The following is a 24,760-nucleotide window of genomic DNA, read 5'->3' as shown; positions in this document are numbered from 1 at the left end:
GGCTAGTCGGCCGCGTTCAGGGCGTCGATCAACGCCGGCGCGGTCGCCCCGTCCAGCGACTCGCGGATGATGTCGGCGTGGCCGGCGTGCCGGGCGGTCTCCTCGATCAGGTGCAGCAGAATCCAGCGGGCGTTCCACTGGGCGGCGGCCTCCAGCTTGCACGGCACGTCGAGCGAGGGCAGGGCGTTGATGATCTCCTCGGTGCCGGCGGCGGTCTCCCGGTAGGCGGCGAGGTGGACGGCGATGGTGTCCTCGGGGCCGAGCACGAACTCCTTGGACCAGTCGTCCGGCGGCCACTCGCCGGGCAGGTCGCGGCCGTCGAGGGCGGCGAGCACCCAGCGGCGTTCGGTCCGGTTGGCGTGCCGCAGCAGCGCCAGCACCGACAGGGCGCTGGCGGTCGACGTCTTGCCGGCGTCGGCGTCGGTCAGGCCCTGCACACCGGCCATCAACGCCTCGCGCTGGTTGTTCAGGAACGCCAGCAGCGCGGCCCGCTCGTCGGTCCCGACCGGGGGAGTCATCAGTGTCGCCATGCCCGTCATCCTCCCGTAGAAACCTGACAGCTACTGGCAGGTTTTCGCGGTCCGGCCCTTCCACGCCGCGCCCCGGCCCAGCCAGTGCCGCCGGGCCGAGTCGACGGTCATCGCCGTGTACAGCACCGCCACCGCCGGCAGGGCGACCGCCAGCCACACCGGCAGCCGGTAGAACCTGAGCATCGGCGCGTAGGTGCCGGTCATTACCGCCCAGGCCAGCAGGCCCAGCAGCCGCACGTCGGTCGGCCCCACGAGCACGGCCAGCGGCGGGACGACGAAGATCAGCAGCAGGCCCATGACACAGCCGGCCAGCAGCAGCGGGGAGTTGCGCAGCTGGGTGTAGGCCGAGCGGGCGACCATGTGCCAGAGGTCCTTGAGCGTGGCGTACGGCCGCCGGCTGGTGACCGACGTCGTCAGGCCCAGCCAGGTGCGGTTGCCCGCGGATTTGATCAGCTTCCCGAAGGCCACGTCGTCGATCAACGCGTCCTTGATCGCCGCCAGGCCGCCGGCCCGCTCCAGCGCCTCCTGCCGCACCAGCATGCAGCCGCCCGCCGCCGCGCCCACCCGTGACCTCGGGTTGTTCACCCGGCCGAACGGGAACAGCAGGCTGAAGAAGTACACGAAGGCCGGCACGATCAGCCGCTCCCACAGGGTTTCCGTCCGCAGCAACGCCATCTGCGACACCAGCGCCCGATCGTCGGCCACCGCCGCCGTCACCAGCCGCCGCACCCCGTCCGGCGCGTGGGCGATGTCCGCGTCCGTGAACAGCAGATACTCCCCGTCGCTGGCCGCCCGCACCCCCGTCGCCATCGCCGCCACCTTGCCCGCCCACCCCGGCGGCGGCCCCTCACTCCGCACGATGTCCAGCCGCCCCGTGCCCACCGCTCGCGCCGCCTGCGCCGTGCCGTCGGTGCTGGCGTCGTCCACCAGCACCACCCGGAACGGCCCCGGGTAGTCCTGCCCGAGCAGCGTCGGCAACGTCAACGGCAGCACGTCCGCCTCGTCCCGGGCCGGCACCACCGCCACCACCGCCGGCCACCGCTCCGGCTGCCCGCCGCTCGCCGGCAGCCGCCAGCTCGTCCGCCAGAAACCCCCGTGCGCCAGCAGCAGGTACAGCCACGCCAGCGCCGCCACCCCGGTCACGATCAACACCCGCCGAGTATTGCCGATCTTGGCCACGTTCCCGTTGCGACAGACCGAACCGCAGCCCGAGGAGTCGTCGAAGCTCAGGGTGGAGCAGACCGGGACGTCGAGGAGTCCGGCCTGGTCGGGGTTGGTGAAGGAGCGCTCGATGCTCCGCACGGCCTCGGCCACGCGCACCTGGGACCAGAAGGTGAACTGGGTTCACCACAACGCCGGCGCGCTCAGTCCGTCCCAAGTGGACAGTGCCGTCACCGCTTACGAGGCCGCCGGCACGCATCGCACCGACTAGGCAAACCCGAGGTCACGCGGCCCCGTGCGGGGCTGCGTGGCCTTGCCATGGGGCGGAGACTGTCCCCGTGATGATCCGGAAGAGCAGTCACGGCCAGAGATCCACCGTGTCCCGACTGATCGCCGCGCTCGAACACCGTGAGCTGACGGTGTTCGCGCACATCGACCACGCCGAACACGCCCGGCGGGCGGAGCTGTCGTTGACGCCCGTCGACGTGGTGCTGTTCGGCGATCCGCACGCCGGCACGCCCCTGATGGCCAGCGATCCGCGAGTGGGCCTCGACCTGCCGCTGCGCATGGTGGTGTGGCAGGACGGGGAGATGGCCTTCGTCGGCCACCACGACCCGCGCGAGCTGGCCGGCGACTACGAGCTGACCGAGCACAAGGAGATCCTGGACCGGATGGCCGAACTGCTGGAGGCGGTGTCCGTCGAGGTCGCGGGGGAATGACACAGTTGTCCCCGTGCGCGTGAAGTACATGGTGCTGGCGTTGGTTGTCGGTGTGGTGGCGATGGTCGGGGTGGCGGGCCTGGTGCTGTGGGCCCCGCATGCCACGCCGGCGGCGGCCCCGAAGCAGTGCGCCCGGCCCGACGAGATCGACATCTACCTCCGCGACGACGCGGAGTTACCCCAGGTCCAGGCCGCGGTGCTGGCCACCCACCAGGACGTCGAGTCGGTGGTCACGCAGACCCGCCAGCAGACCTTCGAGGAATTCCAGCGGATGTTCGCCGACCAGCCGGACGTGCTCAGGACGGCCCGGCCCGAGTCGTTGCCGGCGGTGGTGAAGGTGCGGCCCAAGGCCGGTTTCCCGGCCGGTGCCCTGGGTGACCGGCTCACTCAACAGTTCCCGCCGCCGGCCGAGATCCACCGGCTCATCTGCGACGAACTCCGCTGATCCGACCCGGGTGAGGGTGCTCGATTCGCCCGTTGTCTACCCGCCGATCGGACGGTGTCCGGTTCGCGGCTTCCCTCATAGAGTGACCCCCAATGGGTGACTTTTGGGGAGGAAATATGACAGGGCGCTTACGCGCGCTCGTGGCCGGCGTCGCGCTCGTGGCGCCGCTGCTCACCGTGACGGGCACCCCGGCGACGGCGGCCGAGGACACGTCGTACAAGATCCCGTCGATGCTGCGGCAGCAGGCCGATCAGGTCTCCCGCCTCGGGGCCGGCAAGGTCAGACAGCTGACCGCGAACGCGGTCGAGGTCGACCAGAACGGGCTCGGCGTCCAGGTGTACGCCGACGGCCCGGTCAACGCCGACCAGGAGAACCAGCTGCGGTCGCTCGGCGTGACCGTGAAGACCAACGCCGCCACCCTCGCCCCGGTCGCCGGGGCCGACCTGCCGGTCGCCGGCCTGGTCAGCACCGTGGTGCCGGTCGACAAGCTCGACGCCGTCGCCGCGCTGCCGTGGGTGTCGACGCTGCGGCCCAGCGTGCGGCCGGCCACCGACGTCGGCCCCAACACCGCCGAGGGCGTCAAGCTGCACAAGGCCGACATCGCCCAGCAGCACGGCCTGACCGGCAAGGGCCAGACCGTCGGCGTGATGTCCGGCGACGCCGACCACGTGGCCGAGTCCATCGCCCGCGGCGAGCTGCCGGCCGACACCAAGATCCTCAGCCAGGCCTCGTACGACAACGACGAGGGCACGGCGATGATGGAGATCGTCCACGACATCGCCCCCGACGCCAAGCTGATGTACGCCACCAGCGGCGACACCCTGGCCGACTACGTCAAGGGCTTCCACGACCTGGCCGCCGCCGGCGCCACCATCATCACCGAGGACCTCGCCTTCGACGACGAGCCCGCCTTCCAGCAGGGCCTGGGCGCGACCACCGCGGAATCCCTGGCCAAGCACGGCATCTGGGTCTCCTCCTCGGCCGGCAACCTCGGCAGCCGGCACGCCCCGCGGGTGGCGGCCAAGGGCACCGGCCGCACGCCCGACGACCAGACCAGCGCGCAGACCAACTGCCCCGCGCCGATCCGCAACACCGTGAACCTGCGCGGCGCCGACAACACCTACAACCTCAACCTGCTGCCCGGCGCCTCGTTCATGCCGACCTTGCAGTGGAGCGAGCCGCGGGCCATCTACCCGACCACCGGGCAGGGCGGCTTCACCGACCTCAACCTGTACCTGGTGGACGCGGCCGGCAACTGCCTGGCGTGGAGCAACGCCAAGCAGGCCAACGGTGTCGGCGACACGCTGGAGCAGTTCACGTACACCAACACCACCGGCGTGGCCCAGGCCGCGCGGCTCGTGGTGGACGTGGCCGGCACCTCCTCGGCCCGCGCCGTGCCCACGCTGGACCTGCGCTGGCGCGCGCTGGCCGCCGGCGTGCAGACGCTGGACCCGGTGGACCGGGCCGGTTCACTGAACCCGGACTCCAACTACCTGGGCTTCGCCACCAGCGCCGGCGCCACCAACGCGAGCGCCACCGTGGACCCGACGACCAGCCCGCTGGAGGCCTACAGCGCCGCAGGGCCGGTGCAGATCATCACCACCACCCGCTGCCCCGGCAAGGGAATCGGGCCGTGCAAGGGCGTTCCCGGCGGGCATGACCGGACCTTCTCCGGCCCGACCTACACCGCCACCGACGGCGTCCAGGTCAGCGGCGTCGGTCCGTTCGGCTCGGGCACCTGCCCCTCGGTGACGCCCGGCGACTGCCGCTTCTACGGCACCTCGGCCGCCACCCCCAGCTCCGCCGGTGTCGCCGCCCTGACCCGCCAGGAGTTCGGCGGCAAGTGGATCTCGCCCGAGCTGCTGACGTTCATCCTCCAGTCCCGGGCCGTGCACCGCGACGGTGACGGCTGGGGCGCCGGCGTCCTGAGCGCGATCTGACAACCGTCATGAAGGGCCCCTTACTGACGTTCAACGTCATGAAGGGGCCCTTCCTGGCGTTGAACGAGAGGATCGGTCCCTTGATCTTGGCGGGGGTCAGACCGTGTAGCCGCCGTCGACGTTCCAGTTGGCGCCGGTGATGTAGTGCGCCTCGGGCCGGGCCAGGTAGGCGACGGCGCTGGCGATGTCGGCGGGCTGGGCGTACTCGCCGAGGGCCATCTGGGCGCGGGCCTGGGCCCCGAAGTCGCCGGTGCCCGGGTTCATGTCGGTCTCGGTCGGCCCGACCTGCAGGTTGTTGACGGTGATGCCGCGGCCGCCGAGTTCCCGGGCCAGGCCGCGGGTGAGGCCGGCGACGGCGGCCTTGGTCATGGCGTAGAGGGACAAGCCCGGCACGGGCACGCGGTCGGCGTTGATGCTGCCGATGGTGATGATCCGGCCGCCGGCCCCGAGGTGGGCCAGCGCGGCCCGCACGGTGACGAAGACACTGCGCACGTTGACCGCGACGATCTGGTCGAAGTCGTCCACGGTGAGGTTCTCGACCGGCCCGCCGTTGGCGATGCCGGCGTTGTTGACCACGATGTCCAGGCCGCCCAGCTCGGCGGCGGTGCGCTCCACGGCCGTCCGCGCGGCCTCGGGGTCGGCGCTGTCGGCGGCGATGGCCAGCGCCGACCCGCCGGTCTCGGCGATCTCCGCGACCAGCTTCTCGGCCAGGTCGGCGCGGCTGCGGTAGGTGAATGCCACCCGCGCGCCCTCGGCGGCCAGGCGGCGCACGATGGCCGCGCCGATGCCCCGCGAACCGCCCGTGACCAGCGCGGTCTTGCCGGCCAGGGGCGCGGCGATGTCAGTCGTCAAGGTCGTGTTCCCTTCGAGGAGTGCTCGTGTGACCTCAACGTCGCCGCCGCGCGGCCGCATTCCTCACTGGTAGAAGGCCTCGACCGCTTCCTGCACCCGCAGCGCGTCGGCGAAGTCGGCCAGGTTGGCCGGCCGTCGGCCGCGCACGGCCTCGGCGAACAGGGACAGCCGGGTCGACTCGGCCCCGGAGCCGTCGCCGGTGAGGTCGAGCGGCGTCCACGGGCCGCCGTCGGAGACCGCCAGGTGGGCCCAGTTCGTCAGCCGGTACGAACGCCTTGAGCCCCAGACGATCCACTCGTAGCTCTCGGCCGCCGCCACGCCGGCGTAGCCCGAGACCTGAACCGGGACCTCGCCGGCCCGGAGCAGCCCGCGCGCGGCGATCTCGCTGCCGGTCTCGGCATAGTCCACAGTGGCCTCAACCGTGCGGATCGGCCCGACCAGACGGTCGGTGAGATAGGCGAAGTGGGAGAACACCTCCCGGATGAAGCCGCCCTCCGCGCGCTCCCCGACCCAGGCCGCCGGCGCCTGGAACGGCCGCGGCCACTGCGGGAACGTCATCCGCACATCCACCCCGAGCAGGTCGCCCGCGTCGGGGATCACGTCTTCCAGGTACAGCGTGGCATTGGTGTCCGACAACGGGAAATTGACCGCCGTCACGCCGCCCGCGGCCACCATTTCCCGGCCCTCGGCCAGATCCACCGCCAGCGGCTTCTCGCAGAACACCGCGATCCCCTGCCGCAACGCCGTCAACGCGTACGGCGCGTGCCACGACGGCGGCGTCGCGATGTAGACCGCGTCCACATGATCGACGAACTCCGTCGCCGCTCCGAACGTGATGCCGGGATGCCCTGGCTGCAACGCCTCGACGACCTCGGGATCCGCGTCGGCCGCGAACGTCACCTCGAAGTCCGGATGTTCCAACGCTTGCTCGAAGGTGCGCCGGCCCATCACGCCGAGACCGATGACGCCGAGCCGGATCGGGGTTGCTGCCACCCGCACAGCATCGACAGCCCTGGTCAGCTCGTCAAGTCGGCCGGCGGGTGCGGCCCCGCCCCGCCGGCCGCCGGGTCACCAGGTGACGGGCAGCGCCGAGATGCCCTGCACCTCGATGGCGCTCTTGAGCGGCAGCTCCGCCACCGGCTTGGCCAGACGGAGCCCCGGAACACGTCGGAACAGATGGTCCAGGGTGATCTCCAGCTCCACCCGGGCCAGGTTCTGGCCGAGGCACTGGTGGATGCCGTGGCCGAAACTCAGGTGGTGGCGGGCCTGCCGCCGCACGTCGAACGTGTCGGGCTCGGGGAAGTGCTCGGGGTCGCGGTTGGCGGCGGCCAGCGGCAGCACCAGGCCCTCGCCCGCGCGCACGGTGTGCTCGCCGACGGCCACGTCCTCAGTCGCCACCCGCGGCACGGTGTCCACAATGGACAGGTAGCGGAGCAGTTCCTCGACGACGGCGGTGGTGGGCACGCTGCCGTCCCGCAAGGCCGCCAGCTGCTCCGGGTGCTCCAACAGGGTCAGCGCGCCGAGCGAGATCATGTTGGCGGTGGTCTCGTGGCCGGCGAACATCATCAGCGCCGCGATGTAGAGCAGGTCCATGTGGCTCATGCGCTCGGTCTTGAGCTGCTCCACCACCAGCGTGCTGAGCAGATCGTCGCCCGGGTCGTCGGCCTTGTCCTGGATCAGCTTGTGCAGGAAGGTCATCGCCTCCAGCGTGACCAGGCCGGCGTCCTCGCCGCTGGTCGCGGTGATCAGGCGGGTGAACCGGTCCCGGAACAGCTCGAAGTCGGCGTAGGGCACGCCGAGCAGATGGCCGATCGTCGAGCACGCGACCGGCAGCGCCAGATCGGTCACCAGGTCGGCCGGCGGGCCGGCGGCCAGCATCGCGTCCAGGAAGCCGTCCACGGTCTCGGTGATGAACGGCCGCATCTGGTCGATCTGGCGCACGGTGAACCGCGGCAGCAGCGCCTTGCGGTGCTCGCGGTGCTCGGGGTCGTCCATGAACATGAACAGCCGCACCTGCTTGTGCGTGACCTCGGCCCGCGGCGAGAACTTCGGGTAGCCGTCGGCCGCGCGGTCCGAGGACAGGCGCGGGTCGTTGAACAGCGCCTTGATGTCCTCGTAGCGGTTGGCGACCCAGGCGGTCTCCCCGTCGTAGAGCTGGACTCTGTTCAGCCGGCCCGTCTCCCGCAGCCCGGCGTACGCCGCGGGCGGGTCGAACGGGCAGGTCCGCGCCATCGGGAACGGCGGCAGCCCGTCGTCGGCCGCAACGTTGGGCCCGTGCGCAGTTGGCTCGCTCATCAGCGACCTTTCGTCGAACACCGATGGACGGGGTGAACCCTAGGTTCGGGCCGGCGGCCCGAGGCAGCGCGAGCGGGGGGCCTTAGGGGGGCTAGGGGGGCGGTTAGGGGTCCCGGGGCGATCACGCCGGACCGCAGGATCGCCCCCAGTCGATCCATGGGCGGGGGAGAAGACCGATGACGTCCACCAACGCGTGGCGGGTGCTGAGCAGCGGCGAGTCGGACGGGGTCGTGCTGGCGTGCGACTTCCCGACGCCGGCGCGGCCGGAAGCGTCCTTGACCGAGTTCGTCACCCACCTGACGCCCGCGCCGACGCTGTGGGAGTCGGCGATGCCGCGAGCCGGCGCCGAGGCCGGGTGGCGGGCCGAGGACTATCTGGAGTGGTGGCTGGCCCCGGTGCGCGAGTCCGGGGTCCGCGTGAGCGGCGTGCTGGGTTTCTGCGCCGGCAGCGTGTTCGCCTCGGCGGTCGCCGCCGCGGTGGGCGACGTGCCGCTGGTGGTGATCGACCCGGAACTGCCGACCTCCGTTGCGCTGTACGCGCAATACCACCGTGGCGTCGAGGTTTTCGGGGCGGCGCTGCCGAAGTCCGATGTGGACGAAATGCTCGCCGAGGGGCAGCAGTTGCTGACCCGTGACGATGACGTCCAGGTGTACGGCCCGGCGTTGAGCGAGCTGTATCTGCGGGTCGGCGACATCGCGCTGGCCAAGATCGGGCTCAACCCGGCCCGGCGGGCCGAACTCGGTGCCACCTTCACCTCGTTCGTGTCCTGGGTGGTCGCGGCCGGCCAGCTCGACCCGACCGAGCAGTGGGCCCGCGCGGTCTGCGTCAGCTCGAACGACCATGCCGCCCAACCGATCGATGTCCGCGAGCGGATCACCGTCGACGTCGACCACAACGGCATGCTGCGCCACCCCGAGGTCGCGCGGGCCGTGGTCGAGGCGCTCGCGGTCCGGCACTGAGCAGGGAGAAGCCATGACGATTCCCGTCACCGCGCCGTCGTGGCGACCGGTGTCCGCCGAGGAGCAGTCCCTGTGGCTGCTGGAGCGGTGCGTTCCGGGCACCGGCGTGAACAACATCGCGTTCGTGTTGCGGTTCGACGGCCGGGTCGCCCCCGACGTGCTGGTCGAGGCCGTGACCCACGTGGTGAACCGGCATCGGGCCCTGCACACCAGGTATCGGGCCGACGGCGCCGGCCTGGTCGGCGCGGCGGTGCCGGTGACCATGGACGAGATCGATCTCGTCGAGTTGCCCGGCGGTGTCGCGGATCCGTTCTCCGACTTCGTGCGGCGGCCGTTCGAGCTGGACGGCGAGGTGCTGGTGCGGCTGGCGCGTACCACGGTGTCTACTGTGGACACGGTTGCTGTCGTGGTGCACCACCTGGTGTTCGACGCGACCTCGGTGCTGAGCTTCTGCTCCGAGCTCGCCGCCGCCTACACCGCGATCCTGCGTGACGGCTACGTCGAGGCAGTCGACGAGCCGCCGGTCGCCGTCGCGGTGACCGAGGAAACCGGCTTCTGGCAACAGTATCTGGGTGGGCTCGACCCGTGCGGCCTACGGTTGGACCTCGAATCGCCGTCCGACAGCGACATCACGTTGGCCGGCGCGGAGTTGGCCCACGAGCTGAGCCCGGCCGCCGTCACCGCGGTCCGGGAGCTCAGCCGGCGGCTGCGCGCGCCGGAGGCATCGGTGCTGCTGGCGGCGTTCTGTCTGCTGTTGGCCCGGCACGGCGCGAGCTCGGACCTGGTTGTCGGCTGCCCGATCAGCACCCGCGACCGGGCGGCCGCCACTGCCGTCGGCTTCCACGTCAACGTGCTGCCGATGCGGGTGCAGGTGAGCCGTGAGACCGGCTTCGCCGAGCTGACCCGGCGGGTCCGCCGGACGTTCTTCGACGTCATGATGCACAACGGCCGCGGCGCGGAGAGCCGGTTGCCGCGCCTGGAGGGCGCCGAATCGCCGTGGCGCAACCCGATCTTCCGGCACGTCTTCAACTACGTGCCGGTGCCCGAGGTCCGCGCGCTGCGGTTCGGCGACCGGGAGGCGCACCAGGAGCACCTGCCGGTGCCGTTCAGCAAGTTCGACATCGAGTACCTGGTGATCGCGCTGCCCGAGGGGCTGATGCTGCGGACGGTGTACTCGACCGAGCTGCACCGGGCCCAGGATGTGGCGGCGATGCTCGCCCGCTACGAGGCGCTGCTGGTCGCGGTGGCCGAGGACTCGGACTGTCCACTCTGGATGGTGCCGATGCTCACCGTCGGCGATCTGGCCGTGCTCGACCAGGCGACTGTCACCGTCGTTGACGACTTCGGCGCGGAGCTGCCGCCGGGCGTGTGGGGTGCCGACGCGATCACCGGCGAGCGCATCCGGCTCGACCATGACGGCAGCATCAACCGACCGGTGGCGGCCGCGCCGAGCCTGCCGACGCAGCCGGTCGACGGCGTGTTGGTGGACGCCCTTGTCGCCGTGTGGTCGCAGGTGTTGATGCGGTCCGATGTGGACGCGGAGTCCGATTTCTTCGCCCTGGGCGGCAATTCCCTGCTCGGCGCGAAGCTGGCGCAGACCATCGAGGAGGAGACCGGCGTGTCGGTAACGCTCGCGGAAGTCTTCGAACACCCGGCGCCGGCCCGACTCGTCGCTCACCTGACGGCTTTGGCGGACGGGAGAGTCCGGTGAACCGGAACTGGCGGGCCGACACCGTGCACGGCCTGTTCGACCACTGCGCGCGGCGGTGGCCGGACCGGGTGGCGGTCCGGCACGGGGATCGCGCTGTGTCGTACGGCGAACTGGCCGCCGCGGCCGACACCGTGGCCGCCGAGCTGGCCTCGGCCGGCGTTGGCCCCGGCGGGATCGTTCCAGTGCTGCTGCCGCGTACACCTGAATTGTTCGCGGTGTTGCTTGGCGTGCTGAAGACCGGTGCTGCCTACGCGGCAATGGATCCGCGGTGGCCGCATGAGCGGTTGAGCGGCATCGTGCGCCGCATCGACCCGCCGCTGCTGGTCACCGATCGCGCCGGTGACTGGCCCGCACCCGTCTGGTCGCCGATTCATGACACCGCCGGGTACGCCACGCAGCGCCGTGTTCCTCCGGTGCACGAGGTGGCGATTGACGATCCGTGCGCGGTGTTCTTCACCTCCGGCTCGTCCGGGGTGCCGCACGGTGTTGTGTGCGCGCACCGGGGCACCGTCCGGATCTTCGACGACTGGGCGTTCGCGCCGTGCGACAGCGGGGTGGTGATGCCGCAGTCCCTGGCCGCCACCTGGGACGCGTTCGGCCTGGACTCGTGGGGAGTGCTGCTCGGCGGCGGCACGATCATCCTGCTCGACGGCGGCACCCTGGAGCTGGCGCAGCGGCTGCGTGACCTGGTCGAGTCGGTCGGCATCAACACCGTGTTCCTGCCGACCGCCGTCTTCCACATGGTGGTGGACACCGACATCGACGCGTTCACCGGGCTGCGCAAGGTTGGCACCGGCGGGGAACGGCTGTCGGCGCGGCACGCCGGCGAGTTCCTGCGCTGCCATCCGCTGATTCCCTTGCACAACATGTACGGGCCGGTGGAGAGCACCATCGCCGCCACCGACCACGTCGTCACCTTGGACGACTGCCGGGCCGGCGACGTGCCGATCGGGGCTCCGCTGCCCGGCACCGAGGTGCATGTGCTGGACGGGGATCGGCCCTGCGCGGTCGGCGAGGTGGGTGAGATCTGCCTGGCCGGCGACGGCCTCGCGGTTGGCTACCTCGATGACGACGAGCTCACCCGTCGCCGCTTCGTGGAGGTCGACCCCGGTGACGGGGCACGGCGAATGTATCGGACCTCTGACCTGGGCTATTGGTCGGACGGCGTGGTGCATTTCGTTGGCCGTGCCGATGGGCAGGTGAAGATCCGGGGTCATCGGGTCGAGCCGCACGAGATCGAGGTCGCCGCCGAGGAGTTCGACGGCGTCGGTCGTGCGGTTGCCGTGCCGCTGTTCGACGACGACGGGGCCTGCTCGGACATCAGCCTGTTCTTTGTCGCCCAGGCCGGTGTCGCACCGTCCGAACAGGACGTTCGGGCCTGGCTTTCGCAGCGGCTGCCTGGATATCTCGTGCCGGGACGGGTGCACCGCATCGAGGAGATCCCGGTGCTGGAGGACCGCAAGATCGACCGGAAGGACCTGGCCGCGCTGGCGACCCGGCTGCGGGCCGAGTCGGTGGACGGCGCGGCCCCGGCCGGCACGGTCGAGCGTCGGGTGGCCGACATCTTCTCCGAGGTGCTCGGTGTCGCCACGCTGCCCCGGGACGTGTCGTTCTTCGATGTCGGCGGCAATTCGGTGTCCGTGACGCGGGCCTGCGCCCGGCTCGACGACGAGTTCGGGGTGGCGATTCCGCTGGAGACGGTGTTCCAGCACGCGACCGTCGAGGGTGTGGCGGCGTTGCTGGCGACCTCGGGGGAGCTGAGATGAGTGCCTTCGTCGTCGTCGGTGTCGGCGGCCTTTCCGGCGGCGACGGTTTCGACGCCGAGTTCTTCGGGATGTCGGCGGACGAGGCCACGGCTGCCGCACCGGCCGTGCGGGCGGCGCTGGAAGCCTGCTGGGAGGCAGCGGAATCGGCCGGTGTGGTCCTCGGCGATCGGCGGGCCGAGACCGGCGTGTTCCTCGGTGCGGAGCCCGGTGCCGGACTGCGGGTGCGGACCGACACGGCCGCCGAGGCGTTGGCGGGCCAGGTCGCCGGCGTGCTCGGTCTCGGCGGGCCGGCGGTGACCGTCGACTCCGCATCGGTGGCGTTGCACCTGGCCGTGCGGTCCCTGGCTACCGGCGGATGCGCGCTGGCATTCGCCGGCTCCGACGCGGGTGTGGTTGCGCTGGAACGCCTTTCGGACGCCTCGGAGCCGGTGCTCAGTGTCGTCCGCGCGACGACGGTCACCGGCGCTGAGCGGTTCGTGTCCCGCCGGGAAGCCCATGAGCGGGGCATTCGGCAGGCTCTGGCCGCTGCGGATCTCTTTGACCCGGTTGACGAGTCTCAGGTGGCGGACGGCGGCCTGGTGGAGACACTGCTTTCCCCTCAGTCGCCGCTGGCTGCCGTCACCTCGGTCGGGGCCGACGGCATCGATGTGCACGTGATCGTCGAACGGGCCCCGAGCCGCCCGGTCGCGGACGTCGAGCAGGGCGCACTGACCTGGGTCCTGAGTGGACGATCGCCGGAGGTGGTGCGGGCGCAGGCCGAGCGCCTCGGGCAACGGCTGCGTGACGACACCCAATGGTCGCCGGCTGATGTGGCGGCGGCGCTGGTCAGCCATCGGACGCTGTTCGAGCACCGGGTGGCGATCGTGGCCGATGACCGGCCGGGATTCCTCCGTGCGTTGGATACGGTGGCCGCCGGCGCGAGCGATATGGATGTCCACAGTGGACGTGTTCGTGCTGGTGGCGTGGCCTTCGCCTTCACCGGCCAGGGGGCGCAACGGCCGGGCATGGGCCGTGAACTGCACGAACGGTTCCCGGTGTTCGCCCAAGCCTTCGACGAGGTCTGCGCCGAGCTGTCCGTCCACACCGGATGGTCGGTGGCCGACGCGGTGCTCAGCGGTGCCGACCTCGGGCCGACCGGAGTCGCCCAGCCCGCCCTGTTCGCCATCGAGATGGCCCTGTTCCGGCTGGTCGAGTCGTGGGGAGTGCGGCCGTCCCACGTGATCGGGCACTCCATCGGCGAGTTCGCCGCCGCCTGTGCGGCCGGGCTGCTGTCGCTGCCCGACGCCTGCGCCCTCGTGGCCGCGCGCGGACGGCTGATGCAGGCGCTGCCCGAGGGCGGCGCGATGGTGGCGCTGCGCGCGAGCGTCGACGACGTAGCCGTCGGAGCGACCGTATCCATTGCCGCTGTCAATTCGCCCAATTCCCTGGTGCTGTCCGGAGACGAGGACGCGCTGCGTGAGCTGGTCGACCGGCTGCCGGGCCGCCGGGCCAGGTGGCTGACGGTCAGTCACGCCTTCCACTCGGCGCGGATGGACCCGATGCTGGAGGAGTTCCGCGCGGTCGCCGCTGGCGTATCGGTGGGTGTGCCCCGGTTCCCGTTGGTGTCCACGCTCACCGGTCGACCGGTGGACGGCGTGGACCTGTCCGGCGATTACTGGGTCCGGCAGGTCCGAGAGGCCGTCCGCTTCGGCGATGCCGTCGATTACGTGGCGCGCCAAGGGGTCTCGGTGTTCCTGGAGCTCGGCCCGGACGCGGCGCTGTGCCCGATGATCAGGGAGAACGTGCCCGACGCGGTCGCCGCGCCGGCCCTGCGCCGGGACCGGCCGGAGGCCGACACCGTGCGCGGCGCGCTGGCCCGGCTGCTCGTGCACGGCGCGGTGGCGAACCCGTCGGCGGCCTACCGTGGCCGGTGGATCTCCTTGCCCACCTATCCTTTCCAACGCGCCGCGCTGTCGGCCGGCCCCGACGAGCGATTCACGCGGCTGCTGGCCGCGGCTCCCGCCGCCGACCGGGCGGATCTGGCGCTGGACATGGTCCGCGAGCACATCGCGGCGGTGCTCGGTATGGACGTGGCGGCGATCGGCCCGGACAGCGACGGCTTCGAGCTCGGCATTACCTCCATGCTGGCGCTGGAGCTCCGCCAACGCCTGCGGGCCGACACCGGTCTTGAACTGCCGCTGTCGGTGATCTTCGATTGCCCGACCGTCGCCGCGTTGAGCAAGCACGTGCTCACCGAGCTGGAGTCGGGCGAGCCGGTGATGCAGCCGTGACGTCGATTCCGTTGCGTACGCCATGGATCCGCAACTTCCATCCGACGCCGGACGCGCCCGCGACGGTGGTGTTCTTCCCGCACGCCGGCGGCTCAGCCAGCTACTTCTTCGATTTCTCGGTCGCGCTGTCCGGCCACGCGCAGGTGTTGGCCGTGCAGTATCCGGGCCGTCAGGAACGGGCCGGCGAGCCCTGCCTGACCAGCATCGCCGAGCTGTCCGACCGGGCCGCCGACGACCTGGCCGGGTGGACCGATGGCCGGCCGCTGGTGTTCTTCGGGCACAGCATGGGCGCGATCGTCGCCTACGAGGTCGCGCTGCGGCTGGCCACGGAACCGGCCGCGCTGTACGCCTCCGGCCGGCGGGCCCCGAGCCGCAGCGGTGACGAGAACATCGTCATCACCGACGAACGGAGCCTGGTCGCCGAGTTGCTGGAACTGGGCGGCACCGCGGATTCGGTGCTGGCCGAGCCGGCGCTGCTGCGGATGCCGGCACCGGTCATGCGCGCCGACTACCAGGCGATCCAGGCCTACCGCCATCGGCCCGTCGACCGGCTGCGCTGCCCGGTGACCGTGGTGTACGGCACCGAGGACCCGCGCGTCACCGATGCCGACGCCGAGGCGTGGGCCGAGCACACCGCCGGGACGACCGCGCTGCGGACCTTTCCCGGTGGGCACTTCTATCTGCGTGAGCACCGGGCGGCGCTCACGGCCGACATCGCGCGCTTCGTCACCGGTCTCTGAAACCGGTGGTGGGTGGGGAATTCGCACGAGAAGAGGGACCAGGGGTGGAGCAGACGTTGGACGGTCTCGCCGTGGTGGGCATGGCCTGCCGATTCCCCGGCGCCCCGGGGCTGGCCGAGTTCTGGGCCGCGCTGCGCGGTGGTCAAAACGCCGTGTCGGAGGTTCCCGAGCACCGGCCGCCGGCCTCGGGGGCGGGGCTCGGCCGTGGGGGTTTCATCGACGCGGTCGACGAGTTCGACGCCGACTTCTTCGGCATCGGCGCGGACGAGGCCCGGCACATGGATCCGCAGCAGCGGCTGATCCTGGAGGTGTGCTGGGAGGCGTTCGAGGACGCCGGCATCGTGCCCGCCCGGCTGCGCGGTGACCGCGTCGGCGTCTACATGGCCGCCGCGGCCGGCGACTACGCCCGCCAGGTCCAGGGACGACCGGCCGACACCTACGACTACATGGCCGTTTCGCGGGCGCTGATCGCCAACCGTGTCTCGCACTTCTTCGACTTCGGCGGGCCGAGCGTGTGTGTCGACACCGCCCAGTCCTCGTCGCTGACGGCCCTCGACCTGGCCGCGCGCAGCGTGCTCGGCGGGGAGATCGACATCGCGGTAGTCGGTGGCGTCAACCTGATGCTGGCCGGCGAGTTCTCGGAAACCATGGCGGCGCTGGGGGCTTTGTCGCCCAACGGCCGCTGCGCGACGTTCGATGCGGCGGCCGACGGCTACGCCCGGGGCGAGGGCGCCGGCGTCGTGATCATCCGACGTCGTGAGCACGCCCTGGCCGAGGACAACCACGTTTACTGCCTGCTTCGGGGCAGCGCGGTGAACAACGATGGCCGGGGCGAGTCGCTGACCGCGCCACGGGCCTCCAGCCAGGCCGCGGTGATCACCCGTGCGCTGGCCGTGGCCGGCGTCGGGCCGGCGGACATCGACTACGTCGAACTGCACGGAACTGGTACACCCAAAGGGGATCCGATCGAGGCGCAAGCCTTGGGCGCTGCCATCGGGCGTGCCTCTGGACGGCCGCGCCCGTTGCGTGTCGGCTCGGTGAAGACCAACATCGGCCACCTCGAACCGGCCGCCGGCATCGCCGGCGTGATCAAGACCGCGTTGTGCCTCGACCTGGGCGAACTGGTGCCCAGCCTGCACTTCACCCGTGCCAACCCTGCGATTCCGTTGGCCGAACTGGGACTTGAGGTGGTCACGGACCTGGTGCCGTGGCCGCGTGGCGGCCGGCCCCGACGGGCCGGGGTGTCGTCGTTCGGCTTGTCCGGCACCAACGCGCACATCGTCCTGGAGGAAGCCCCGACCGTTGAATCGGCCTCTTTGCCCCGGACCGCTACTGTCCTCGAACCCGTTGTGGTGCCGTGGGTTTTGTCGGGCGCGTCGGCAGCCGCCTTGGCCGGCCAGGCTCAACGACTGCTCGACCACGTTCCGGCCGATGCGGTGGATGTGGGCTGGTCGTTGGCGACCGCGCGTACCGAGCACGAACATCGCGCCGTCGTCTGGGGGCGCACGAACGACGAGCTGCTGTCGGCCATGGCGCAGGGGAACATGCTGGTCGGAACCGGTGCGGTTGCCGCCGTCGGGCCGGTGTTCGTGTTCCCCGGCCAGGGTTCGCAGTGGGTGGGGATGGCGCGGGAGTTGCTGATGTCGTCTCCGGTGTTCGCCGCGGAGATCGAGCGTTGTGCCGAGGCGTTGGCGGAATTCGTGGATTGGTCGCTGGTCGACGTTCTGACCGGCGGCGCGGGGTTGGACTGGGTTGATGTGGTGCAGCCGGTGTTGTTCGCGGTGATGGTGTCGTTGGCTGCGCTATGGCGTGCCTGTGGGGTTGAGCCGGCGGCCGTCGTTGGCCACTCGCAAGGCGAGATCGCGGCGGCCTATGTCGCCGGCGCGTTGTCGTTGTCCGATGCGGCCCGGATCGTTGCCTTGCGCAGCCGTGCACTGACGGCGATTGCCGGCACCGGCGGCATGGTGTCGGTGTCGCTTCCGGTGTCGGAGGTGCGTGCGCGCCTGACTGCCGGGTTGGATGTGGCGGCGGTGAACGGGCCGTCGGCGGTGGTCGTGTCCGGTGAACGGGTTGCCCTGGATGGGTTTGTTACTGGTCTTGAGGCCGATGGTGTTCGGGTGCGGCGGATCCCGGTGGACTACGCCTCGCACTCGGCGCAGGTGGAGCCGGTCGAGGCCGAGCTGGCCCGGCTGCTGGCGGACGTTCGGCCACGAACGTCCCAGGTGCCGTTCTATTCGACCGTGACCGGCGGGTTGATCGACACCGTCGAGCTCGATGCCGCTTACTGGTACCGGAATCTGCGGCAGTCGGTGCGGTTTCACGACGTCGTGGCCGAGCTGGCCGGCCAGGGAATGCTGGGTTTCCTGGAGATCAGTCCGCATCCGGTGTTGACCGTCAGCGTCGAACAGGCCCTGGAGGAGTTCGGCGGCGGTGTCGTCGGCGCCAGCCTGCGCCGGGACGAGCCGTCGGTGGAGCGCTTCGTACAGGCGTTGGCCGAGGCATGGGTCGCCGGCATTCCGGTCTCGTGGGCATCGGTGTACGCGGGCTGGGGCGGCAAGCGGACGTCTCTGCCGACCTACGCGTTCCAACGCCGCCGCTACTGGCTGGACGACACGCCGGTCGAGATCGAGGGCGCCGAGATCCATCCCTTCCACCAGCGGGTGGCCGAGGCGGCGGTGCCGCAACGCCGGCAGATCGTGCTGGACACCGTGCTGGCCCAGGCTAGTGTGGTGCGGGCCGGCGCACTGGACGTCGAAAGTCCTTTCCACACTCAGGGATTCGACTCGATGGCGGCTGTCGACCTGCGGAACAAGCTCGCCGCCGCCACCGGCCTGAAGCTGCGTTCCGGCGTGCTCTACGACCACCCGACTCCTACCGCCCTGACTGAGCACCTGCTGGCCCAACTCACCGGGATCGCGCCAGTTGTGGCCGCTCCTCGTCAGCAGTCCACTTCGGACGATCCGATCGTCGTGGTGGGCATGGCCTGTCGCTTCCCTGGTGGTGTGAACTCGCCGGAAGCGTTGTGGGCGCTGGTTTCCGAGGGCCGAGATGTGGTCGGCCCGTGGCCGTCCGATCGCGGCTGGGACGTCGACGGGCTGTTCGACCCCGATCCCGCCGCTGCCGGCAAGTCGTACGTGCGCCAAGGCGGATTTCTCGACGCTGTAGCCGATTTCGACGCGGGCTTCTTCGGGATGTCGCCTCGGGAGGCGTTGGCCACCGATCCGCAGCAGCGGCTGCTGCTGGAGGTGGCGTGGGAGGCTATCGAGCGGGCCGGCATCGACCCGACCGGGCTGCGCGGCAGCGCGACCGGCGTCTTCACGGGCGCGATGTACGCCGACTGTCTCTCGCTCGGCATCGACAACGCCGACCGGGAGGGCTACGGGCTGACCGGGTCGGCCGGCAGCGTCCTGTCCGGGCGTGTGTCCTACGTCCTGGGGCTGGAGGGCCCCGCGATCACCGTGGACACGGCTTGCTCTTCTTCCCTGGTAGCAGTCCATTTGGCGTCCCAGTCCCTGCGCAACGGTGAGTGCGACCTGGCCCTGGCCGGCGGCGTGACCGTGATGGCCAGCCCGTCTATCTTCGTGGAGTTCTCCCGCCAGCGCGGCCTGGCGCCCGACGGCCGCTGCAAGCCGTTCGCCGACGCCGCCAACGGCACCGGCTGGGCCGAGGGCGTCGGCATGCTCGTGCTGGAACGCCAGTCCGACGCCCTCCGCAACGGCCACACCGTGTTGGCCGTACTGCGGGGCTCCGCCGTGAACCAGGACGGCGCGTCCAACGGCTTGACCGCCCCCAACGGGCCGTCCCAGGAGCGCGTGATCCGCCAGGCCCTCGCCAACGCCGGACTGTCCACTTCGGACGTCGACGCCGTCGAGGCCCATGGCACCGGAACCACCCTCGGCGACCCCATCGAGGTCGAAGCCCTCCTCGCCACCTACGGCCAGCACCGGTCCGAGCCTCTGTGGCTCGGCTCCCTCAAGTCGAACATCGGCCACTCCCAGGCCGCCGCCGGCGTCGGCGGCGTCATCAAGATGGTCATGGCCATGCAGGCTGGCGTCCTGCCCCGCACCCTGCACGTCGACCGCCCCTCATCCCACGTCGACTGGTCCACCGGCTCTGTCGAGCTCCTGACCTCCGCCCGCCCGTGGCCCTCACCCTCCCGCCCCCGCCGCGCCGGCGTCTCCTCCTTCGGCATCTCCGGCACCAACGCCCACCTCATCCTTGAGGCCCCGCAACCCCCACCGCCCGCGCCGCCCACCAGCCCTACGGTTCTCGCCGGTGTCACCCCGTGGGTGCTGTCCGCCCGCACCCCCGAGGCCTTGAAGGCGCAGGCCAGCCGACTGCTGGCCCACCTCGCCGGCCGGTCATCGGCCACACCTCGGGCGGCGTCGGATCGCATGGATGCGGGCCAGTCTGAAGCGGATGGTGCGGATTCCGGCCAGTCCGCTGTCGATGTTGGCTGGTCGTTGGCCACTACTCGGGCGGCGTTGGAGCATCGGGCAGCCGTCTGGGGTTCGGATCTGGAGACTCTCCGCGCCCGGCTACAGGATCTTGCCGCTGGCCAGGGCGAGTCGGGCACGGTGACCGGTGCAACCGGCACCGGCTCGTCTGGCGTGGTGTTCGTGTTTCCGGGGCAGGGGTCGCAGTGGGTGGGGATGGCGCGGGAGCTGATGGCGTCCTCGCTGGTGTTCGCCGACGAGATTGAGCGGTGTGCGGAGGCGTTGGCGGAGTTCGTGGATTGGTCCCTGGTTGATGTGTTGACCGGTGGTGCTGGGTTGGATCGGGTTGATGTGGTCCAGCCGGTGTTGTTCGCGGTGATGGTGTCGTTGGCGGCGTTGTGGCGGGCGTGTGGGGTTGAGCCGGTGGCGGTGGTGGGGCATTCGCAAGGGGAGATTGCGGCGGCGTGTGTTGCTGGTGCGTTGTCGTTGTCGGATGCGGCCAGGGTTGTTGCGCTGCGGAGTCGTGCGTTGAGAGCGATCGCGGGGACCGGCGGGATGGTGTCGGTGTCGCTTCCGGTTTCTGAGGTGCGGGAACGGCTTGCCGATGGGCTTGATGTGGCGGCGGTGAATGGGCCGTCGGCGGTGGTGGTGTCGGGTGAGCGGGTGGCGCTGGACGAGTTCGTCGCGGGGCTTGAGGCGGATGGTGTTCGGGTGCGGCGGATTCCGGTGGATTATGCCTCGCACTCGTCGCAGGTGGAGGCGATCCAGGCCGAGTTGGCAAAGCTGCTCAAAGGCGTGGAGCCGCGATCGTCGGAGGTGCCGTTCTATTCGACGGTCACCGGTGAGCTGATCGACACGGCCGAGCTGGATGCGGATTACTGGTACCGGAATCTGCGCGAGCGGGTGCGGTTCGCGGACGTGGTCGGTGCGCTGGCGGATCGCGGGACGCAGCGGTTCGTGGAGATGAGCCCGCACCCGGTGCTGACGCTGGGCGTGGAGCAGATACTGGAGGAGCGTGGCGTCACGAATCCGTTGGTGCTGGGCACTTTGCGCAGGGACGAGCCGGAGGCGGAGCAGTTCGTCCAGGCATTGGCCCGGGCCTGGGTGGCGGGCGTTGATGTGCGGTGGGACGCGGTGGTGTCCGGTCGGCGGGTCGAGCTGCCGACCTACGCGTTCGAGCACGACCGGTACTGGCTTGAGCCGCGCCCGACAGAGGGCGACGTCGCCGGGGCGGGGTTGGACGCGGTCGATCACGGCGTTCTGCGGGCGGTATTGCCGTCGGCGGAGCCGGGCGGGGTGGTGTTGACCGGTCGGCTGTCGCTGCGGTCGCATCCGTGGCTGGCGGATCACGCGGTCGGCGGTGTGGTGGTCGTGCCCGGCGCAGCGTTGGTGGAACTGGCTCTGCGCGCGGCCGACGAGGTCGGATACGCGGTGGTCGATGAGCTGACGTTGGAAGCGCCGCTGCTGTTGCCGGAGGACGGCGGGGTGCAGATCCAGGTGATCGTCGCCGCCCCAGAGGCGGACGGCCGGCGAGCGGTGATGGTGCGGGCGCACGCCGAAGGCGCGGCGGAATGGGTCGACCATGCCACCGGCGTGCTGACCGAGGCCGCGCAGTCGCCGGCCAACCCGGTCTTCGAGACCTGGCCGCCGGCCGGCGCGGAGCCGGTCGACATCGACGACGCCTACGACGTCCTGGCCACCAAGGGATTCAACTACGGCCCGCTGTTCCGTGGCCTGCGCACGGTGTGGAGCCAGGGTTCCGACCTCTACGCCGAGGTGGTTGCCCCAGAAACCGCGGACCTGACCGGCTTTCTCCTGCACCCCAACCTGTTCGACGCCGCCCTGCACCCCGCGTTGCTGCCCGAGGCCGGGAACACCGGCACTGTGCTGCCGTTCACCTGGAGCGGTGTCTCCGTGCACGCGACCGGGGCAGCGGCGGTCCGGGTGCGATTGCGGCTCGGTGCTCCCGGCACGGTGTCCGTCCTGTTCGCCGATGGCACCAACAACGCGGTCGCCGAGGTGGAGGCGTTGACGTTCCGGCCGGTGTCCGCCGACCGCCTCCGTCGCGGCAACACCGGCGGCACGGTGCTGAGGACCGAGTGGATTCCGCTGCCCACAGGGGATTTCACCGGCGATTTCGTGATCCTCGACCCGAACGGCGACCTCGCCCGCCTCGGCCACGGCGTCCGACGGTGTGCCGATTTCGTGGAGCTGGCCGCCGACGCGGAAGCCGCTGGCGTTGCCCCGGAAACCGTGCTGGTTCGTTCCACTTCGGACGGACAGCCCGAGTCGGCGGTGCACCGGTCGGTGACCACCATGCTGGCCCTCATCCAGAAGCTGCTGACGGACGAGCGGTTCGCCGACACGAAGCTGGTCGTCGTCACGCAAAGAGCGGTCGACCTCCAGGAGGACGGGAATCCCGACCTGGCCGCGAGTCTGTCCGCGGCGGCGGTCTGGGGCCTGGTCCGTTCGGCCCAGACGGAGAACTCCGGCCGCTTCACGCTCGTCGACATCGACGACAGTGAGCGGTCATGGGCGATGCTGCCGACGGTGCTGGGCACGGCCGAGTCCGAGCTGGCGATCCGGGACGGCGAGGCACTCGCCCCACGGCTGACCGAACCCGAGGCGGGCGATCTGGCGCCGCGATCGCCGTGGTGGCAGCTGGACATCCACGACCGGGGCACGATCGAGAACCTGCGGCTGGTCGACGTCGACGGGCCGGGGCCGCTCGCGGCCGGCGAGGTCCGGGTGGCGATGCGGGCCGGCGGCCTGAACTTCCGGGACGTGCTCAAGGCGTTGGGCATGCGGCCGGCCGACGAGGTGATGGGCTCGGAAGGCGCGGGCGTGGTCGTCGAGATCGGGCCCGGCGTCGACGGGCTCAAGGTCGGCGATCGGGTGATGGGCGTGTTCGCCGGGGCCTTCGCGCCGACGGCCGTGACCGACCATCGGATGCTGTGTGCGATGCCGGCGGACTGGTCGTTCGCCACCGCCGCTTCGGTGCCGATCGTCTTCCTGACCGCCTACTACGGCCTGGTCGACCTGGCCGACCTGAAGGCCGGGGAGTCGGTGTTGATCCACGCCGCGGCCGGTGGGGTTGGCCTCGCCGCAGTGCAGATCGCCCGGTATCTGGGGGCCGAGATCGTGGCCACGGCCCATCCCGACAAGTGGCAGTTCCTGCAGGAGCAAGGCCTCCCGGTGGACCGGCTGGCCTCGTCGAGGTCGCTGGACTTCAAGGAGCACGTGCTGGCGGCGACCGGCGGCGTCGACGTCGTGCTGAACTCCCTCGCCTACGAGTTCGTCGACGCCTCCCTCGACGTGCTGGCCCCGGGCGGCCGGTTCATCGAGATGGGCAAGGCGGACATCCGCGACGCCGAGCTGGTGGGCCGGCAGTGGCCCGGCGTGTTCTACCGCGCGTTCGACCTGATCACGCACGCCGGCCCCGAGCGCATCGGGCAGATGCTGGCGGAGCTGCTGCCCCTGTTCCATAGTGGACAGTTGCGGCCGATTCCCACCACGAGCTGGGACATTCGCGCGGCGAGGGACGCGTTCCGGTTGGTCAGCCAGGGAAAGCACGTCGGCAAGCACGTGCTCGAACTGCCTCGCCTGTGGGGCGACGGAACCGTCCTGATCACGGGCGGCACCGGCGGCCTGGGCGCGGTGCTGGCCCGGCATCTGGTCGCGACGGGTGGCGTACGCAGCCTCATGCTGGTCAGCCGGGCCGCAACAGCGGCCGAAGGAGCCGATGAGCTGGCCGCTGAGCTGCGAGAACAGGGTGCACGAGTCGAGATCGTGGCTTGTGACGTGACCGATCGGGTTGCTTTGGCGGCGGTGTTGGCCGATGTGCCGGCGGAGTTCCCGTTGACCGGCGTCGTGCACGCGGCCGGCCTGCTGGACGACTCGGTGGTCGAGTCGATGACCGTCGAGCAGGTGGAACGCGTTCTCGCGCCCAAGGTGGCCGGCGCGCTGCACCTGCACGAGTTGACGCTCGACGCCGACCTGTCGGCGTTCGTGCTGTTCTCCTCGGTGTCGGGCGTGCTCGGCGGGGCCGGCCAGGCCAACTACGCCGCCGCGAACATGGTGCTGGACCGGCTGGCCACGGCGCGTCGGGCGATGGGGCGGCCGGCGGTGTCGCTGGCGTGGGGGCTGTGGCAACAGGCCAGCGGGATGACCGGCCAGCTCAACGAGGTGGACCTGGCCCGGCTGCGGCGGTCGGGCGTGGAGCCCATGTCCACCCCGGACGCGTTGGAACTGCTGGACGCCGCGATGTGGCGGCGTGACCCGGCACTGGTGACGGCGAGGTTGAATCCTTCGGCGTGGCAACGGGATCCGGCCGGACACGTGCCGTCGGTGCTGCGCGGCATGGTGCGAACCCGTACTCGCGCAACGGCAGTAGCGGCCGCCACCGTTGAGGCCGGCTGGGCGCAGCACCTCGTGGGTCAGGACGAGGCGACGCGGCGACGGGCCGTGCTCGATCTGGTGCGTGGTCAGGTGGCGACGGTGCTCGGGCACGCCGATCCGAGTTCGGTGGTCGCCGAACGTGCCTTCACCGAACAGGGTTTCGACTCGCTGACCGGCGTCGAGCTGCGCAACCGGCTCACCGCCGCGAGCGGCCTGAAACTGCCGTCTACAGCGGTGTTCGACCATCCCACGCCGCTGGCGCTGGCCGAGCACATGCTCGCCGCGCTCGCACCGTCCACACCGGACAAGCCGGCCGAACCCGTGCTGACCACGCTCGACCGGCTGTCGCCGGACATGGTGGACGCCCTGGACGACATCGAGCTGGCGGCCGTGGAGAGCCGGTTGCGGCTGCTGTTGACGCAGGTCCGCGGCCGGACCGGGGGACAGGACGGCGCCGCGTGGATCGCGGACGCCGCCGACGACTCGCTGTACGAGTTCATCGACGAGCAACTCGGCAACAGCCATCCGCAGTAGGGGC

At 70.9% G+C, this 24,760-nt stretch carries 15 protein-coding genes; 10 read left to right on the top strand and 5 right to left on the bottom strand.

All coding sequences use genetic code 11. From position 1 onward, the window contains the following. Nucleotides 1–2: 2 nt before the first annotated feature. Nucleotides 3–530, bottom strand: coding sequence for a DinB family protein (locus ACIG5F_RS01625; RefSeq protein WP_396515420.1), 528 nt, complete (start codon nucleotides 528–530; stop codon nucleotides 3–5). A gap of 30 nt (nucleotides 531–560) precedes the next feature. Continuing rightward, entirely contained in the window at nucleotides 561–1,832 is a 1,272-nt protein-coding gene (locus ACIG5F_RS01620; RefSeq protein ID WP_396515419.1) for a glycosyltransferase, read from the bottom strand. Between ACIG5F_RS01620 and ACIG5F_RS01615 the strand changes: the two genes are divergently transcribed. The 4 genes from ACIG5F_RS01615 (at nucleotide 1,822) to ACIG5F_RS01600 (ending at nucleotide 4,795) form a co-directional block, all read left to right on the top strand. Next, the gene (locus tag ACIG5F_RS01615; RefSeq protein WP_396515418.1) at nucleotides 1,822–1,962 is read left to right on the top strand and encodes a hypothetical protein; all 141 of its coding nucleotides are present in this window, start codon (nucleotides 1,822–1,824) and stop codon (nucleotides 1,960–1,962) included. The two genes, ACIG5F_RS01620 and ACIG5F_RS01615, sit on opposite strands and share 11 nt — an antisense overlap. Nucleotides 1,963–2,068: 106 nt before the next feature. Beyond that, on the top strand, nucleotides 2,069–2,410 hold the full coding sequence (locus tag ACIG5F_RS01610) for a DUF302 domain-containing protein (protein ID WP_396515417.1): 342 nt from the start codon (nucleotides 2,069–2,071) through the stop codon (nucleotides 2,408–2,410). A gap of 13 nt (nucleotides 2,411–2,423) precedes the next feature. Beyond that, nucleotides 2,424–2,855, top strand: a complete 432-nt coding sequence (locus ACIG5F_RS01605) for a permease-like cell division protein FtsX (RefSeq protein ID WP_396515416.1) — start codon at nucleotides 2,424–2,426, stop codon at nucleotides 2,853–2,855. Nucleotides 2,856–2,971: 116 nt separating this feature from the next. Beyond that, a complete protein-coding gene (locus tag ACIG5F_RS01600; RefSeq protein ID WP_396515415.1) occupies nucleotides 2,972–4,795 on the top strand; it encodes a S8 family serine peptidase in 1,824 nt (607 codons plus the stop codon). 96 nt (nucleotides 4,796–4,891) lie between these two features. On the opposite strand, the gene ACIG5F_RS01595 is transcribed toward ACIG5F_RS01600, so the two are convergent. The 3 genes from ACIG5F_RS01595 to ACIG5F_RS01585 all read right to left on the bottom strand — a co-directional run bounded on the left by ACIG5F_RS01595 (nucleotide 4,892) and on the right by ACIG5F_RS01585 (nucleotide 7,942). Then, a complete protein-coding gene (locus ACIG5F_RS01595) occupies nucleotides 4,892–5,647 on the bottom strand; it encodes a 3-oxoacyl-ACP reductase family protein (protein WP_396515414.1) in 756 nt (251 codons plus the stop codon). 63 nt (nucleotides 5,648–5,710) lie between these two features. Next, complete coding sequence (locus ACIG5F_RS01590; protein ID WP_396515413.1) at nucleotides 5,711–6,640, bottom strand: Gfo/Idh/MocA family protein; 930 nt, start codon at nucleotides 6,638–6,640, stop codon at nucleotides 5,711–5,713. A 75-nt stretch (nucleotides 6,641–6,715) separates the two neighbouring features. Then, nucleotides 6,716–7,942: a cytochrome P450 gene (locus ACIG5F_RS01585; RefSeq protein ID WP_396515412.1), complete on the bottom strand. Its 1,227-nt coding sequence runs from the start codon at nucleotides 7,940–7,942 to the stop codon at nucleotides 6,716–6,718. Between the two features lie 176 nt (nucleotides 7,943–8,118). On the opposite strand from ACIG5F_RS01585, the gene ACIG5F_RS01580 reads away from it, so the two are divergent. Genes ACIG5F_RS01580 through ACIG5F_RS01555 form a run of 6 tightly spaced genes read left to right on the top strand, consistent with a single transcriptional unit; the run spans nucleotide 8,119 to nucleotide 24,756 of the window. Further along, a complete protein-coding gene (locus ACIG5F_RS01580) occupies nucleotides 8,119–8,901 on the top strand; it encodes a hypothetical protein (protein WP_396515411.1) in 783 nt (260 codons plus the stop codon). Nucleotides 8,902–8,914: 13 nt separating this feature from the next. Further along, complete coding sequence (locus ACIG5F_RS01575) at nucleotides 8,915–10,612, top strand: condensation domain-containing protein (RefSeq protein ID WP_396515410.1); 1,698 nt, start codon at nucleotides 8,915–8,917, stop codon at nucleotides 10,610–10,612. Further along, complete coding sequence (locus ACIG5F_RS01570; protein WP_396515409.1) at nucleotides 10,609–12,378, top strand: AMP-binding protein; 1,770 nt, start codon at nucleotides 10,609–10,611, stop codon at nucleotides 12,376–12,378. Before ACIG5F_RS01575 ends, ACIG5F_RS01570 begins: the two co-directional genes overlap by 4 nt. Beyond that, nucleotides 12,375–14,648 carry an acyltransferase domain-containing protein gene (locus ACIG5F_RS01565; RefSeq protein ID WP_396515408.1) on the top strand — a complete coding sequence of 758 codons (2,274 nt, stop codon included), beginning with the start codon at nucleotides 12,375–12,377 and terminating at the stop codon, nucleotides 14,646–14,648. Before ACIG5F_RS01570 ends, ACIG5F_RS01565 begins: the two co-directional genes overlap by 4 nt. Then, on the top strand, nucleotides 14,645–15,388 hold the full coding sequence (locus tag ACIG5F_RS01560) for a thioesterase II family protein (protein ID WP_396515407.1): 744 nt from the start codon (nucleotides 14,645–14,647) through the stop codon (nucleotides 15,386–15,388). The genes ACIG5F_RS01565 and ACIG5F_RS01560 overlap by 4 nt, the downstream gene beginning before the upstream one ends. A 44-nt stretch (nucleotides 15,389–15,432) precedes the next feature. Continuing rightward, a complete protein-coding gene (locus ACIG5F_RS01555) occupies nucleotides 15,433–24,756 on the top strand; it encodes a type I polyketide synthase (RefSeq protein WP_396515406.1) in 9,324 nt (3,107 codons plus the stop codon). Nucleotides 24,757–24,760: the final 4 nt, after the last annotated feature.

It is taken from the genome of Kutzneria sp. NPDC052558 (assembly GCF_044547355.1).
Classification (GTDB): Bacteria; Actinomycetota; Actinomycetes; order Mycobacteriales; family Pseudonocardiaceae; genus Kutzneria.
Note: the sequence above shows the minus strand (reverse complement) of the source record. Positions and strands in the feature narration are given on the sequence as shown.

Excerpts from the sequence above, each read along its gene's own strand:
- ACIG5F_RS01625 (WP_396515420.1), bottom strand. The coding sequence starts at position 530 with ATGGCGACACTGATGACTCCCCCGGTCGGGACCGACGAGCGGGCCGCG.
- ACIG5F_RS01615 (WP_396515418.1), top strand. The coding sequence starts at position 1,822 with ATGCTCCGCACGGCCTCGGCCACGCGCACCTGGGACCAGAAGGTGAAC.
- ACIG5F_RS01600 (WP_396515415.1), top strand. The coding sequence starts at position 2,972 with ATGACAGGGCGCTTACGCGCGCTCGTGGCCGGCGTCGCGCTCGTGGCG.
- ACIG5F_RS01585 (WP_396515412.1), bottom strand. The coding sequence starts at position 7,942 with ATGAGCGAGCCAACTGCGCACGGGCCCAACGTTGCGGCCGACGACGGG.
- ACIG5F_RS01580 (WP_396515411.1), top strand. The coding sequence starts at position 8,119 with ATGACGTCCACCAACGCGTGGCGGGTGCTGAGCAGCGGCGAGTCGGAC.
- ACIG5F_RS01575 (WP_396515410.1), top strand. The coding sequence starts at position 8,915 with ATGACGATTCCCGTCACCGCGCCGTCGTGGCGACCGGTGTCCGCCGAG.
- ACIG5F_RS01565 (WP_396515408.1), top strand. The coding sequence starts at position 12,375 with ATGAGTGCCTTCGTCGTCGTCGGTGTCGGCGGCCTTTCCGGCGGCGAC.